At 72.9% G+C, this 12,563-nt stretch carries 10 protein-coding genes; 2 read left to right on the top strand and 8 right to left on the bottom strand.

Annotation, left to right across the window (positions count from 1 at the left end; translation table 11 throughout):
- Positions 1-41: 41 nt before the first annotated feature.
- Positions 42-2,123 (bottom strand): NAD-dependent DNA ligase LigA, encoded by a 2,082-nt coding sequence (gene ligA / locus IF00_RS0111840; RefSeq protein ID WP_030317172.1) that lies wholly within the window; start codon positions 2,121-2,123, stop codon positions 42-44.
- Between the two features lie 406 nt (positions 2,124-2,529).
- On the opposite strand from ligA, the gene IF00_RS0111835 reads away from it, so the two are divergent.
- Positions 2,530-3,222 carry a D-Ala-D-Ala carboxypeptidase family metallohydrolase gene (locus IF00_RS0111835; RefSeq protein WP_245234491.1) on the top strand — a complete coding sequence of 231 codons (693 nt, stop codon included), beginning with the start codon at positions 2,530-2,532 and terminating at the stop codon, positions 3,220-3,222.
- Between the two features lie 214 nt (positions 3,223-3,436).
- Here IF00_RS0111835 and IF00_RS0111830 read toward each other — a convergent pair whose 3' ends face one another.
- The 7 genes from IF00_RS0111830 to IF00_RS0111800 all read right to left on the bottom strand — a co-directional run bounded on the left by IF00_RS0111830 (position 3,437) and on the right by IF00_RS0111800 (position 10,906).
- Entirely contained in the window at positions 3,437-4,693 is a 1,257-nt protein-coding gene (locus tag IF00_RS0111830; RefSeq protein WP_030317170.1) for a sensor histidine kinase, read from the bottom strand.
- 88 nt (positions 4,694-4,781) lie between these two features.
- Entirely contained in the window at positions 4,782-5,801 is a 1,020-nt protein-coding gene (locus IF00_RS0111825) for a pyridoxal-phosphate dependent enzyme (RefSeq protein ID WP_030317168.1), read from the bottom strand.
- A complete protein-coding gene (locus IF00_RS41110; protein WP_051820114.1) occupies positions 5,722-6,861 on the bottom strand; it encodes a GHMP family kinase ATP-binding protein in 1,140 nt (379 codons plus the stop codon). The genes IF00_RS0111825 and IF00_RS41110 overlap by 80 nt, the downstream gene beginning before the upstream one ends.
- The gene (locus tag IF00_RS0111815; RefSeq protein ID WP_030317165.1) at positions 6,858-7,679 is read right to left on the bottom strand and encodes a Rossmann-like domain-containing protein; all 822 of its coding nucleotides are present in this window, start codon (positions 7,677-7,679) and stop codon (positions 6,858-6,860) included. The genes IF00_RS41110 and IF00_RS0111815 overlap by 4 nt, the downstream gene beginning before the upstream one ends.
- 68 nt (positions 7,680-7,747) lie before the next feature.
- The gene (locus IF00_RS0111810) at positions 7,748-8,560 is read right to left on the bottom strand and encodes an ABC transporter ATP-binding protein (RefSeq protein WP_030317163.1); all 813 of its coding nucleotides are present in this window, start codon (positions 8,558-8,560) and stop codon (positions 7,748-7,750) included.
- The gene (locus IF00_RS41105; protein WP_245234490.1) at positions 8,557-9,882 is read right to left on the bottom strand and encodes a FecCD family ABC transporter permease; all 1,326 of its coding nucleotides are present in this window, start codon (positions 9,880-9,882) and stop codon (positions 8,557-8,559) included. The genes IF00_RS0111810 and IF00_RS41105 overlap by 4 nt, the downstream gene beginning before the upstream one ends.
- Positions 9,872-10,906, bottom strand: coding sequence for an ABC transporter substrate-binding protein (locus tag IF00_RS0111800; protein WP_030317157.1), 1,035 nt, complete (start codon positions 10,904-10,906; stop codon positions 9,872-9,874). Before IF00_RS0111800 ends, IF00_RS41105 begins: the two co-directional genes overlap by 11 nt.
- A 153-nt stretch (positions 10,907-11,059) precedes the next feature.
- Between IF00_RS0111800 and IF00_RS0111795 the strand changes: the two genes are divergently transcribed.
- On the top strand, positions 11,060-12,439 hold the full coding sequence (locus IF00_RS0111795; protein WP_030317155.1) for an MFS transporter: 1,380 nt from the start codon (positions 11,060-11,062) through the stop codon (positions 12,437-12,439).
- Positions 12,440-12,563 lie beyond the last annotated feature (124 nt).

Below are 12,563 nucleotides of genomic sequence, written 5' to 3'. Positions count from 1 at the left end.
GGCGAACCGCCGCGCCCCGCCCTCATCAGCTCATCGGCCCATCAGGCCAGACAGTCGGCGACCCGCTCCGCGAAGGCCTCCGGGGTGAGGACCTCGACGCCGAGTTCGGCGGCCTTGACCGCCTTCGAGCTCGGCTTGCCGTTCGCGGACGGGGCCGCCACGAGTATGGATGTCTTCGCGCTGACGCTGCTTCCCGCGCGACCGCCGGCCCTTTCGATCAGGGCGTTCATCTCGGAGCGGCCGAAACCGTCCAGCGGCCCCGCCATCTTTCCGGTGACCACGACGACCTTGCCCTCCAGCGGGCCGCCGCCCTGGGCCGCCGACGGGTCCTCGGGTTCGGTCATGTTGACTCCGGCCGTCGTCAGCTTGTCGATCACGTGGGCCAGCGCCGCCACCTGCTCGACGATGACCGGGGCCTTCTCCGGGCCGATCCCCTCCACGTCCTGCATCTCGGTGGCGTCGGCCTGCCGGATGGCGTCCATGGTGCCGAAGTGCCGGGCGATGCGGCGGGACATGCTGCGCCCGGTGCCGAGCACCCCCAGGGCGCAGAAGACACGGTTGAGGGGACGGTCCTTCGCGGCCGTGATCTGCTCGGCCAGCTTGGCCCCCCGCTTCGCGCTGCCGGACGCGGCCGTCAGCTGCTCGACGGTCAGCGTGAAGAGGTCCGCCACGTCGCCGACGTCCCCCGACTCCACCAGAGCCGCCACGTACGTCTTGCCGAGGCCGTCGATGTCGAGCATCTCGCGCCCGGCGGCGTACTCGATCAGGGCCGGGAGTGCGCAGGCCGTGCCCTTCGCGCAGCGCCACCGCTCCTGGGCCGTGTTGATCTCGCCGCCGCAGCGCGGGCACGCCTCGGGCAGCGGCACCTGCGTCGCTCCGGCCGGGCGGAGCGGGACGACCGCCGCCTGGACGCGCGGGATGATGTCGCCCGCCTTGTACACCGTCACCGTGTCGCCGATGTGCAGGTCCCGGCGGCGGATGTCCGCCGGGTTGTGCAGGGTGGCCCGGGTGACCGTCGATCCGTCGATCTCGACCGCGGTGAGGATCGCGGTGGGGGCCAGGACGCCGGTGCGACCGACCTCCCACACGACGTCCTCGAGCACCGTCTGCCGTTCGATCGCGGGCAGCTTAACCGCGATGGCCCAGTACGGGAAGCGGGAACCGAGTCCGGCCGCCTCCTGCTCGGCCGTGTCGTTCAGCTTGACGACCAGGCCGTCGATTCCCACGGGGAGTTCCGTACGTATCGCGGCGACCGCGTCGGCCTGTGCCTGGGCGGCGGCCAGGTCGGAGACGACGAGCAGGCCCGCCGGGGAGGCCGCGGTCGTCTGCACGCCGGCGTCGGCCACCGCTGCCAGCGCCTCGGCGTGGGTCGCTCCCGCCGGAAGGAACGGCACACCGTCCAGCTCCACCACCCCGTAGGCCCAGAACGTCATCCGGAGCCGGTACGGGCGGCCCTTCGCCCTCAGCGTGCCCGCCGTGCCGTTGCGGGGGTTGACGAAGACCTGGGCGCCATGGGCGGCACGGACCTCGTTCGCCGTCTCGAACTGCTCCTGGGTGAAGGCGACCTCGCCCCGGACCTCGACGGTGACCGGGTCGGCGAGCTGCTCGGGCAGGCCGTCGATCTGACCGATCACATGGCTGACGTCCTCACCGTGCGTGCCGTCGCCGCGGGTGACGACCCGCACCAGGCGGCCGTCGCGATAACGGGCGGCCACGGCCGCTCCGTCGATCTTCGGCTCGACGGTGAATCCACCGGCCGGGGCGCGGCCGAGGCGGCGCTCGACGGAGGCGCCCCAGGCCACCAGGCCCTCGGCGTCGAAGACGTTGTCCAGGCTCAGCAGTCGGGTGGTGTGCGCGACGTCGCCGGCCGGGGCGGCCCCGTCCGCCACCAGGCCGGTGGGGCTGTCCGGGGAGACCTCCGTCGGGTTCTCCTCCTCCCAGGCCAGGACGGCGAGGCGGAGGCGGTCGTACGAGGTGTCGTCCATCGCGCTGTCGCCGTCCCCGTAGTAGGACTGCGAGGCTTCGCGGAGGCGCTGGAGAGCGGCCTCGTACGCGGCGCGGTCGGACACGGTGGGCTGGTCGGACAGGCCGGACAGCGCCTCATCGGCGGGAATCGTCGTCATGAGGAGATCCTCTCGCGAGGGTCTGACAACGGCCGGTGAGCCCGTGGGACGCTCGGCTTCCGCCCGGGGAGTGCGCTCGCGCAGGGCCTGCCGCCCGGAGTCGAGAGGGTGCTGCCGGGGATCGCGGACTCCTGTCGGTCGCGTGCCCCGGGCGTGGTGGGGCGTGTCGTGGTGCGAGAGTGGCGGGCGACGATCCGGGGGTCCGTGCCCGGCGCGTTCATCCGGGCGTCATTGGCTCGACAAATGACGCCTGCTCCGGTGTGGTTGACGCGCGTCGACCGGGCCGTCAGTCTCGGGGGGACTCTCACCCTGGGTCACCTCGGATTCGTGAGGCCATGGAGGATCGATGTCCCGACGCCCCCTGCGTTCCCTGCCGCTCCGCCTACTCCTATCGCTTGTCATGATCATGACTGCCTCGTTGGGCGGGGTGGTCGCCACCGCCGGCACCGCCCAGGCCGACGGCTGCTACACCTGGTCGCGCACCCTCTCCCAGGGCGCCTCCGGCGCCGATGTCACGGCGCTGCAGATTCGGGTGGCCGGGTATCCCGGCTACGGCGGGGTGCTGGCGATCGACGGCGCGTACGGCCCCGGAACGGCGGCCGCGGTCAAGCGCTTCCAGGCCGCCTACGGGCTGGCCGCCGACGGCGTCGCGGGACCCGCGACGTTCAGCAAGATCTACGCGCTCCAGGACGACGACTGCACCCCCGTCCACTTCTCCTACGCCGAGCTCAACGACTGCAACACCACCTGGGCCGGCGGCGCCGTGAGCGCGGCCACCGCCAAGTCCAACGCCCTGCGCACGATGTGGAAGCTGGAGGCCCTGCGGCACGCCCTCGGCGACCAGAGCATCCGCGTCACCAGCGGCTTCCGCAGCCAGGCCTGCAACGACGCGGTCGGCGGCGCCGCTTCGAGCCGCCACCTCTACGGCGACGCGGCCGACCTCGGCGCCGGGCCCCACTCGCTGTGTCTGCTGGCCCAGCAGGCCCGTAACCACGGCTTCAACGGAATCCTCGGCCCGGGCTACCCCGGACACGGCGACCACACCCACCTCGACCACCGGGCCGCCCGCTTCTGGTCGGCGTCCGGCTGCGGCATCTGACGGTGGGACGGCGTACCTCGCACACGGGCGCCGGAATGCCCGCCGTCGGTGCGCGGGACGCCGTCGACCGCCGAAACCCTGCCCGGACGGACCACGCGGAAGCACTTCTCGTCGGCGGGCAGGGGGCGGCACGACGACGGTCGGACTGGGTAGGTGGCCGCCACCGGATGGACGGGGCCGCGGATTCCTTCCGGCGGGTGCGACACGTGCCGGGTCAGGCCGTCGCCGGTCGGACGGGGATCGCCGCGGAGAGGACCGTGCCCTCGCCCGGGAGGGATTCGATGGTGAGGGTGCCGCCGAGTTGACGGGTGCGGGTCCGGATGGCGGGGAGGCCGTGGCCTCGTGTGCCCGCCGGCTCACCGTCCCGCGCCCTCCCCTCCCCTTCCCTTCCCTTGTCCCGCACGGCGGCGGGTTCGGCCTCGGGGTCGAAGCCGTGGCCGTCGTCGGCGACGTCCAGGACCACCTGGTCGTCGAGGTACGTCAGAGTGAGCGCGGCGGTCGTCGCGCCGGAGTGTTCGCGGACGTTCGCGAGGGCGCCCTGGGCGATGCGGAGCAGCGCGGACTGGACGCGATCGGGCAGTGGCTCGGCGGGGGTTCCGTCGATGTGGCAGCGGACGGTGAGACGGTGGGAGGTCTCGCGCTCCGCGAGTGTCCTCAGGGCCTGGTCGAGGCCGTTGCCGTCGGCGAGGTCGGCCGGGGCCAGATCGTGGACGAATCGGCGGGCCTCGTTGAGGTTGTGCTCGGCGATCGCGGTGGCGGTACGGACGTGGGTGCGCGCCGTCGCCGGATCGGTGTCCCAGACGCGGTCGGCGGCCTGGAGCAGCATCTGCTGACTGGAGAGGCCCTGGGCCAGGGTGTCGTGGATCTCCATGGACAGGCGTTGGCGTTCGGCGAGGGTGCCCTCGCGGCGCTCGGTCGCGGCGAGTTCGCGCCGGGTCCGGATCAGGTCGTCGATCAGCTCGCGCTGGCGCCGCGCCTGGCGGTCCATCTGGACGAAGACCGCGACGGCGATCGCGGCGATCGCCGGTGGCGCGAGGAACACGTCGACGTCCAGCCGACCGGCCAGCCGCAGGTGGGCGGTCACCGAGGTCGCTGTGATCAGCGCGATGAGCGCGATCGCGGCCGGTGGACGCAGGGTGCGCAGGCCGATGAAGAAGAGCGGGACCGCGCACCAGCCGAAGCTCGGCGCGAGCCAGACCAGCGCCATCCAGACGGCGACGACCGCCCCGAGCCAGACGTGGCGGCGCTGGGTCCGGCCGGGGCCCAGGAGTGGTTCGACGACGTAGAGCACCGCCAGGGTGCCGGAGAGGACGATGACCCAGGGGGCGAGGTTCTCACCGGTGTGCCGGACCAGGAAGCGGGTGAGGGCGGAGCCCAGGAGCAGGAGAAACGCCACGTACAGCAGAATCCGTAGCCGGCCGTCACCGTGTTCCGTGGTCTCCTCGCCGTAACTGCCACCGTTCCGCACCATTCCCGCTTTCCGTATCCATCGGGTGAACAACACAGCAAACATCCCATAACGGCGTACGAGGGTGGTGTCCTGGGCCTGGGCCGGGGTGTTACGCGGTGAGCGGTGGGGTCGGAGTGCGGTTCCAGGGCATCCGGGACCAGGGAAGGGCGAGTTCGGTCTGGTCGGCGATGTCCCGCGGAGCGAGGTCGGCGAGGGGTGCCGCTTCGCGGTGGCGCGTGTAGACGGTGTCGGTGTATCGGTGGCCGGTGTCGGGGGCGATGAAGAGGACGGTGCGTTCGGGGGCGCGGTCGTGTTCGTGTCGGGCGGCGAGGTAGGCCGCGCCGCTCGACAGGCCCGCGAAGACGGCGTGGCGCCGCAGGAGGTCGACGGCTCCGGACAGGGCGGCGTCGAAGGAGATCCAGTGCAGGGTGTCGTACAGCTCGTGCGCGACGTTTCCGAAGGGGATGGAGCTCCCGATGCCCGCGATGATGATCTCGGGGTCGGAGGTGTGCTGGGCACCGAAGGTGAGGCTGCCGTAGGGCTGGACGCCGACGAGCTCGACGTCGGTCGGCGCGGCGCCTGAGGCGTCGCGCAGATAGCGGGTGAGGGCGCCCGTGGAGGCGCCCGAGCCCACTCCTCCGACGACGGTGAGCCGGTCCGTACCCGTCTCCTCACGGATGCGGTCGGCGACGACGCGGTAGCCGAGGTAGTGGATGTCGTCGTGGTACTGCCTCATCCAGTGGTACTCGGGGTGTGCGGCGAGGATCTCGTGGATCCGCTCGACACGTCGCTTCTGGTCGAGCTTGAGGTCGTCGCAGGGTTCCATCTGTTCGAGCGTGGCGCCGAGTACGGCGAGCTGGGTGCGCAGCGTCCTGTCGACGGTCGTGGAGCCGACGACGTGGCAGTGCATGCCGTGCCGGTGGCAGGCCAGGGCGAGGGCGTACGCGTAGATCCCGCTGGAGCTGTCGAGCAGCGTGTCCCCGCGCCGTACGACTCCGGTGTCGAGGAGGTGGCGTACGGCCGCGAGCGCGGAGACCACCTTCATGGTCTCAAAGCGCAGGCAGACGAGACGGTCGTCGAGACGTATCAGGTCGGGCCGTCCGATCGCCTCGGCGACGTGCTGGTCCATCGGGCGACTCCTTGGTGGTGAGCGAGGGAGATGCGGGGGCGCTTCCGGGGCGGGTCGGGGCAGGTCTCGCATCAGGGGCGGGGGTGGTGAACGTGCGGGTGGTGGGGATCCCGTGGGTGTTCAGCGCGCGGCGGCAGGCGCGTACGCGATGACGCAGGTCCCCGGGTGCGGCCGGGTCGAACAGGACGCCTGCCACGGCGCCGCTGTGCGCGATCTGCACGCCCGCTGCTCCGGACCGCCGGGCGATCGCGGTCAGCGTCTCGAACTCCGGGTGATGCAGAACCTGTTGGCCACGTCGTGCGCTGGCCGTCGCGACGCGCCCCACGAGTGATGCGTCCCCCGTGGCGATCGCTCGGCGCAGGAGGGTGCGCAGCCGCTGGTACTCCTGGACGTCGGCGTCGGTGGCCTCCCGTACGGGCAGGGCGAGGGTGTCGACGGGCGCTCCCCCACCGAGGACGCAGCCCACGACGACCAGGGGCGGGAGGGCAGGACCCAGGACGTCCAGGATCCGGCCCTCCCGCTGGGCGAAGAGGACCGGGCGGGCGTCGAGCATCAGCGGATCACTGGCCCGTTCCGCGCGGACGGCGATGCGGGCGACGGTGTCGGGGGCGAGACGAAGCCCGTACGAGTCGGCGACCGCGCGGACCGTCGCGATCACGTCGCTGGTGGAGCTGCCCATGCCCAGGCCCACCGGTACGTCGCCCGTGAGCCTCAACTGCCCACCGCTGGGCGGAAGTCCGAGCTGTCGCGCGCACTCCGTCACCGTGATGCCCGCAGCGCGTCCTGCCTTTCCCCGGTCGGCGGGGACGACCGTGAGCGCCTCGGGCGGTGCGCCGGGCCGACGGACGAAATCGGCCCGGCTGCCGGGGCCGGCCAGGGGGAGGGTGACGAGGCCCGCGCACCTGCGTCCGTCGGCGTCGAGGAAGACGCCCTGGAGAAGTTCGCCGTGGTGACAGGGGGCATGGCCGGTTCCGGCACCGGCGGCGGCTCCGCTGCCGGCGTCGAGCGCGGCCGGGTGGGATGGCCGTGGGGCGCGGGCTCGGTGCGTGGCGGGGGTCATGCGCCGTCCACCGAGCGGTAGCGGTACAGGACGGTCTCCTCCGCGCTGAACTGGGAGAAGGGGAACGGTTCCGCCGACAGGGCGGTCACTCCCGAGCCGAGGAAGGCACGGGCGACGGCGCTGCCGCTCTGCGCGTACACGATCAGGGGGATGCCGCGGTGGCGGCAGCGCTCCAGGATCGTGTCGAACGAACCGTTGCTCAGCGTCATTCCCGTGGCGACGACCGCGTCGGCGCGGTCGAGCACCTCGTGCATGTCGTCGGTGACGGGGTCGCCCCACCGGGTCGTCCTGAGGTTGAAGTCGCAGGGCAGGGGTTCGCCGCCGCGCTCGCGGATCGCCGCGACCAGCGGGTCGACCACTCCGATGAGGCCGACCTTCGCACCCTCCTCGATGTCGAGCAGACCCGCGATGGCCGCGTCGCGGGCCCTCGCGCGGATCTCAGGAGTGCCGCTCGGGAGGCTGACCGGCTCGGCGTCCCCTTCTTCGGCGGCGGCCCGGTGCGGTCGGGTGTGGGCGAGGTAGGCGTCGAGGGCGGCGATCCGCAGGGGGCCCGGGGCGTCGCGCAGCAGGACGTCGAGCGGCGTGCCGGAGTGGTCGCGGCAGATCGTCGGGGTGAGTTCGCCGGCCTCGAACGCACAGCCGCCGAAGGTGTCGCCGACGCGGACCAGAACGTACTGGTTGAGGTAGGTGGTGTCGCCGCCGGCCAGCCGGGTTCCGTGGTGGATCCAGAACACGCTGGTCGCGATGAGTTCGGCGGGGAGCGGACCGTGTTCGCCGGCCAGGACGGCCCCGATGAGCTTGTCGACGGAGAGCGACAGCGGGACGGGGGCCGAGGGAGCGCCGGAGAGGGTGGCGCCGGGGTCGGGCTCGGTGTGGGCGGACGGGGTCAAGGTCGTGTCCTTTTCAGAGTGGGTCGGGGCGTCGGAAGGAAGGCGCCAAGGGAGCGGCGGTAGATGACGGTCGGGTGCCCCAGGGCGTCGGTGCCGCGTTCGGCGTCGACCTCGAACACCTCGGCGAGCCGATCGGCCGTCAGGACGGCCTCGGGGGTGCCGGCCGCGATCAGTCGACCGTGGTGCAGGAGAAGGAGCCGGTCGCAGTACCGGGCCGCGAGCGACAGGTCGTGCAGGGCGACCAGGACGGTCCGGTCGGTGCCGGTCAGCAGCTCCATCAGGTCGAGCTGGTGCCTGACGTCGAGGTGGTTGGTCGGTTCGTCGAGCAGCAGCGCGTACGGCTGCTGGGCCAGCGCGCGGGCGATGTGGGCGCGCTGCCGCTCGCCGCCCGAAAGGGCCTTCCAGGAGCGGCCGGCGAGCGCGGTGAGGCCGACGACCTCAAGGGCGGCGGCGATCACGGCCCGGTCGGTGGCGTCCGCCCCGCGCCAGCGGTCCCGGAACGGGGTGCGGCCGAGGCCGACGACGTCGGCGACCCGCAGATCGCTGTCGGCTCCCGAGTCCTGGGCGACGAAGGCGACATGGCGGGCGATCCTGCGCGCGCTCCACTCCCCCACGGATGTGCCGTCGTACCTGACCGCACCCGCGTCGGGGGCTCGGAGCCCGGCCAGGCAACGCAGCAGGGAGGACTTGCCGGAGCCGTTCGGGCCGAGGAGGCCGACGGTCTCGCCGGAGGCGATGCTCGCGCTGACCTCGCGTACCACCGGTGTGCCTGCCACCGACCAGCTCACATTCTCGGCGGTGATCCTCACAGTTCACCCCTCTTGCGCAGGACGAGAAGGAAGAGGGGCACGCCGAGGAGCGCGGTGATGACGCCGACGGGGACCTCGCGGGGTGCGAAGGCGATCCGTGCGAGGGCGTCCGTCCACACGAGGAACACCGCGCCGGCGAGCGCCGCGTACGGCAACAGCACCCGGTGCAGGGGTCCGACGAGGAACCGCACCCCGTGGGGCACGATCAGCCCGACGAAGCCGATGGCGCCGACGGTGGCCACGGCGACCGCGGTCAGCGCGGCCGTCACCACGAGCAGCAGCATCCTGGTGTGCCGTACGCCGATGCCGAGCGAGGCGGCGGTGTCGGTGCCGAAGGCGAGCCCGTCGAGGGCACTCGAACACAGCCACGCCACGGTCAGGCCCAGCGGGGTGACGATCGCGCAGACCACGACGGTGTTCCAGCGGGCCGGTGCCATCGATCCCAGCAGCCAGTGCGTGACGGCCCGCGTCGTGTCCGCGTCCGCCGAGGCCATCAGGATCAGCGAGGTCAGCGCGGTGAGCAGTTGTCCGACGACCACGCCGGTGAGGACGATACGGACGGAGTCGAGGCCGGTACGCCTCAGCAGGAGGAGCAGCAGCGCGAAGGAGAGCAGCGCGCCGACGAGCGCGCCGCCGGTGACTCCGAGCGCGCTCGCGCCGATCCCGAGGACGACGACGGCGACGGCTCCGGTCGACGCTCCGGAGGAGACGCCGAGCAGGTAGGGGTCGGCGAGTGCGTTACGGGTGACCGCCTGGAGAACCGTGCCGCACACGGCGAGCGAGGCGCCGACGAGCGCGGCCATCAGGACGCGCGGCAGCCGCAGGTCCCAGATGAGCGAGTCCACCAACGGGGGCAGCGGCTCGACGTCCAGGCCGAGATGGGTGGAGAGGACGCGGGCCAGGTCGGTCCAGCCGGTGTCGGCCGTGCCGATGCGGACGGCCGCTGCGATCGAGGCCACGAGGGTGATCGCGGAGAGGAGCAGGAGGAGGCGGGGACTTCCGGGGCGAGAGCCGTGCCGGGGGCCTCCGGGGTGGGGTGCTGCGGACTTGTCGAGCCTGCCGGACCGGCCGCCTGTCTCCGGCGGACTCGGCACACCCGGCGTACCCGGCAGCGGATGTCCGGAGGCGGTCTCCGCCGTACGGCCGCGTTCGCGGGCCGTGGGGAGCAGGAGGTCGGCCGGGCTCGTACTGACGGGCGGTTCAGCGGGCGGGGGCGAGGACCGTCGGGCATCGCGGCCGGCAGGGGCGCGCGGGATCCCGGCCTCGCACCCGCCGACCGACACGCCTCCCGAGGTCCCGGGAATCTGGTGGTCAGCGGGCATGTCCGAGGTCCTTCATGCCCTGGGCGAGCAGTTCGAGGGCGTGTACGGAGCGGACCGAGGGGTCGAGTTCGATGCCCGGCACTTCGAGGATCTTGTCGTCGCGGACGGCGGCCAGCCGGGAGATCACCGGGTGCGCCTTCATCGTGGCCCGCTTCTCGGCGGCGCTGTCGCCGGGGCGGCCCCGCTCGGACAGGTCGCCGATCACGATGAAGTCCGGGTCGCGCCGGGCGACTTCCTCCCAGGAGACCTCGGGCCAGTCCTCCTGGACGTCGTCGAAGGCGTTCTCGGCGCCGACGATCCGGCTCATCTCGCTGGGCAGGCCGGTCCTGCCCGCCACGTACGGCATGCCGTTGAAGACGGAGTAGAGGTAGACGACGGTCGGCCGGTCCCCGCTCCGCACGCCGGAGGTGGCGGCGCCCGCACGGGCGACCGCGGCGCGCTGGTCCGCCGCGAGCTTTCCGGCGCGTTCCTCGGCGCCGAAGAGCGTGCCCAGGTTCTCGTAGTCGGAGAAGAGCAGCTCGAAGGGCGTCCGGCCGGGCGGGTTGTGCTGCGGGCAGTCCACGGCGCTGACGAAGGTGGGGACCTTCAGGGCGTCCAGCTCCTCGCGGGTGCCGGCGCGGTCCGCCGTGTAGAGGTCGGCGGAGCCCGCGACGACGAAGTCGGGTGTTGCCGCGCGCAGTTGCTCGCCCGTGGCGATCTTCGGTGCGATGACCGGGATCTTCGCGTACGCGGCTTCGTACGGAGCGGGGATCTTGGTCTTGAGGTTGGCCGTGCCGGCCATCCGGTCCTGGAGCCCGAGTTCGAGCAGGGTCTCGGTCGAGCTCTGGTCCAGGGCGACGGTCCGCCGCGGCGGGCCGGCGAGCGACACCTGGCGGCCACAGCTGGTGACGGAGCCCCCCGGCCCCGCGCCGGGCGCGGCACCGGGCCTGGTGTGCGCCGCCGACCCACCGCCGCCCGCGGTGGAGCAGCCCGCGGTGGCGAGGGCGAGGGTCAGGGCGATGCCGAGACGGGCGGTGTTGCGCATGGGTTCTCCGGTCTGGGAGGGACGGGCATGGGTGTTGTCGTGCACCGGGCAGGAGTGCCGCGTTCGAAGGGTACTGTAATGGCAATCATTTTCATTAATGAACCCGAGGGCGGTTCGCCGAACCGCTCCCCCACCTCCGAGGAGCAGCACACCGTGGCCACCACGCCCGCACCCACCGCGGCCAAGTCCCCTGCCCCGCCACCGCGTTCGGTCCTCCGGGACCCTGCCTTCCTGCGCCTGTGGGCAGGCACCACCGCGTCCGGCCTCGCGACCTGGGCCCTGCCCTTCGTCCTCGGGCTCGCCGTCCTGCACCGCGACCTCGGCGCCGCGGGACTCGGTCTCGTCCTCGCCGCCCGCACCGCCGGATTCCTCGCCGCCGTCACCGTCGGCGGCGTGCTGGCCGACCGTCACTCCCGCCGGGCGGTCGTCCTCTGGTCCGCCCTCGCCGCGGCGGCCGCCGCGCCGCTGCTCGCCGCAGGCCTCGGCCGGTCGCTCGCACTGATGACGTTCGCCGCGGCCCTGGCCGGCGCCGGACAGGGCGCCTGCCGGCCCGCGTTCCAGGCACTCACGGCGGAGACCGTCGAACCCGGACAACGCCAGCAGGCCAACGCCGCCATGACCATGGCCGTGCGCGGCTCCACACTCGCCGGACCCACCCTGACCGCGCTGCTCGCGGCGTTCCTCGACGTCCGAACGCTGCTGCTCGCCATCGGGGCACTGTGGCTGGTCGCCGCACTCGCCCCGGACCAGGGGGGCGCCGCCGCGACGGCGGATCCGGGCGCGGAGGCGTGCGCCCGGCAAGCCGCGGCGGAAGCGGAGGTGACCACGGAGCAGCCCGCGAAGGGGATGGCGGCGACGACCGCGGAATGCGTCACTGGTCCGTCCCCACGTATCGGGTTCCGCGCCGAATTCCTGGAGGGCATACGGGAGGCACGCCGCCACCCGTGGTTCCTCGCCGGACTCGCCGCCCTCATCGCCGTCATCGCGCTCGGCTACTCGGCCACCAGCGTCGCGTTGCCCCTGATCAGCCGGGACCGATACGGCACCGAGTGGGTTCTGGCCGCGGCGATGACCGCGTACACCGTGGGAGCCCTCGGCGGGGCCCTCGTCATCGCTCGCCTGCGGCCCCGCTCCCAGGGCTGGGCCGCGTTCGCCGGCCTCGGCGCGTACGGTGTCGCGCCGCTGAGTCTGATGCTGCCCGTGCACCCGGTCGTGGTCGTCGCGGCGTACGCCGTCGCCGGGATCGGCATCGAGCTGTTCAACGTGCCCTGGTTCACCGCCACCCAGCGGGAGGTCGCGCCGGACAAGCTGGCCCGGGTCTCGTCACTGGACTTCCTGGTGTCCTACGGCCTCGCACCCATCGGCCTCGCCCTGATCGCACCCGCCATCGACCGCTTCGGCGTCACTCCGGTCCTCGCCGCGTGCGCCGCGGCCTGCTTCCTCGTACCGGCCGCCGCGGCGCTCGTGCCCACGGCCCGTCATTTCGCGCGCACGGCCCCGGCGGAGACGCGGAGGGACGGATCGCCCGACTGACGGGCCGGCCAACTGACTGACCGACTGACCGATCGATGGCGTCCGGGGCAGGGGCGCGGCGGCCCCGGACGTCTCCACTCACGGTACGACGCCGAGCGAGGCCCACCCGCTCGGTGCGGCACGG

It is taken from the genome of Streptomyces flavochromogenes, assembly GCF_000717595.1.
GTDB lineage: Bacteria > Actinomycetota > Actinomycetes > Streptomycetales > Streptomycetaceae > Streptomyces > Streptomyces flavochromogenes.
The sequence above is the reverse complement of the archived record's forward strand: the minus strand, read 5'-3'. Positions and strand labels throughout refer to the sequence as shown.

Excerpts from the sequence above, each read along its gene's own strand:
- ligA (WP_030317172.1), bottom strand. The coding sequence starts at position 2,123 with ATGACGACGATTCCCGCCGATGAGGCGCTGTCCGGCCTGTCCGACCAG.
- IF00_RS0111835 (WP_245234491.1), top strand. The coding sequence starts at position 2,530 with ATGACTGCCTCGTTGGGCGGGGTGGTCGCCACCGCCGGCACCGCCCAG.
- IF00_RS0111830 (WP_030317170.1), bottom strand. The coding sequence starts at position 4,693 with ATGGTGCGGAACGGTGGCAGTTACGGCGAGGAGACCACGGAACACGGT.
- IF00_RS0111825 (WP_030317168.1), bottom strand. The coding sequence starts at position 5,801 with ATGGACCAGCACGTCGCCGAGGCGATCGGACGGCCCGACCTGATACGT.
- IF00_RS41110 (WP_051820114.1), bottom strand. The coding sequence starts at position 6,861 with ATGACCCCCGCCACGCACCGAGCCCGCGCCCCACGGCCATCCCACCCG.
- IF00_RS41105 (WP_245234490.1), bottom strand. The coding sequence starts at position 9,882 with ATGCCCGCTGACCACCAGATTCCCGGGACCTCGGGAGGCGTGTCGGTC.
- IF00_RS0111800 (WP_030317157.1), bottom strand. The coding sequence starts at position 10,906 with ATGCGCAACACCGCCCGTCTCGGCATCGCCCTGACCCTCGCCCTCGCC.